The 688-nt window shown below is 72.2% G+C and carries 1 protein-coding gene; it reads left to right on the plus strand.

Annotation, left to right across the window (positions count from 1 at the left end; genetic code table 11):
• A partial coding sequence (locus G4D87_RS38405; protein ID WP_163787669.1) for an AMP-binding protein occupies positions 1-688 on the plus strand: 688 nt, incomplete at both ends.

Genomic DNA, 688 nt, shown 5'->3' on the forward strand with positions numbered 1-688 from the left:
GCCCCACCGGCCCCGAATCCCTCTCGCGCCACGCCTCCCGCTACCGCGCAACCCTCCCCCTCGCCACACCCTCCGTCCTCCTCGCCGCACTCGAAGAGGCCGGCGCTGAAGCCGCCTTCCTCAACCTCTCCTTCCTCCAACTCGGCGGCGAGCCTCCCCCTCCTTCTCTTCTCCTCCGCCTCTCCCAGGGCCCCGTCCGCCTCCTCAACGGCTACGGCCCTTGCGAGGCCACCTGCCTCTCCTCCCTCCACCTCCTCTCCCCCGGCGCACCTCCTCTCCTCGGACGCCCACTGCCTCGCGTGCGCGCCTACGTCCTCGACGCGGCCGGCCTCCCCACCCCCATTGGCGTCCCGGGCGAGCTCTTCCTCGGCGGCGAAGGCCTCGCGCGCGGCTACCGCGCCCTTCCTCACCTCACCGCAGAGCGCTTCGTCCCTGACGCCTTCTCCTCCTCCCCCGGCGCTCGCCTCTACCGCACCGGCGACCGCGTCCGCTGGACTCCCGACGGCTCCCTCTCCTACCTCGGACGCACTGACTTCCAGGTGAAGGTGCGCGGCGTCCGCGTCGAGCCCGAGGAAGTCGAGGCCGCACTCTCCCTCCTCCCGGGCGTCCGTCAGGCCGCCGTCCTTCCTCTCTCCTCTCCCCTCTCCTCCGACGTCCGCCTCGTCGCCTTCGTCTCCCTCCGTCTCTT

It is taken from the genome of Myxococcus vastator, from assembly GCF_010894475.1.
Lineage (GTDB): Bacteria > Myxococcota > Myxococcia > Myxococcales > Myxococcaceae > Myxococcus > Myxococcus vastator.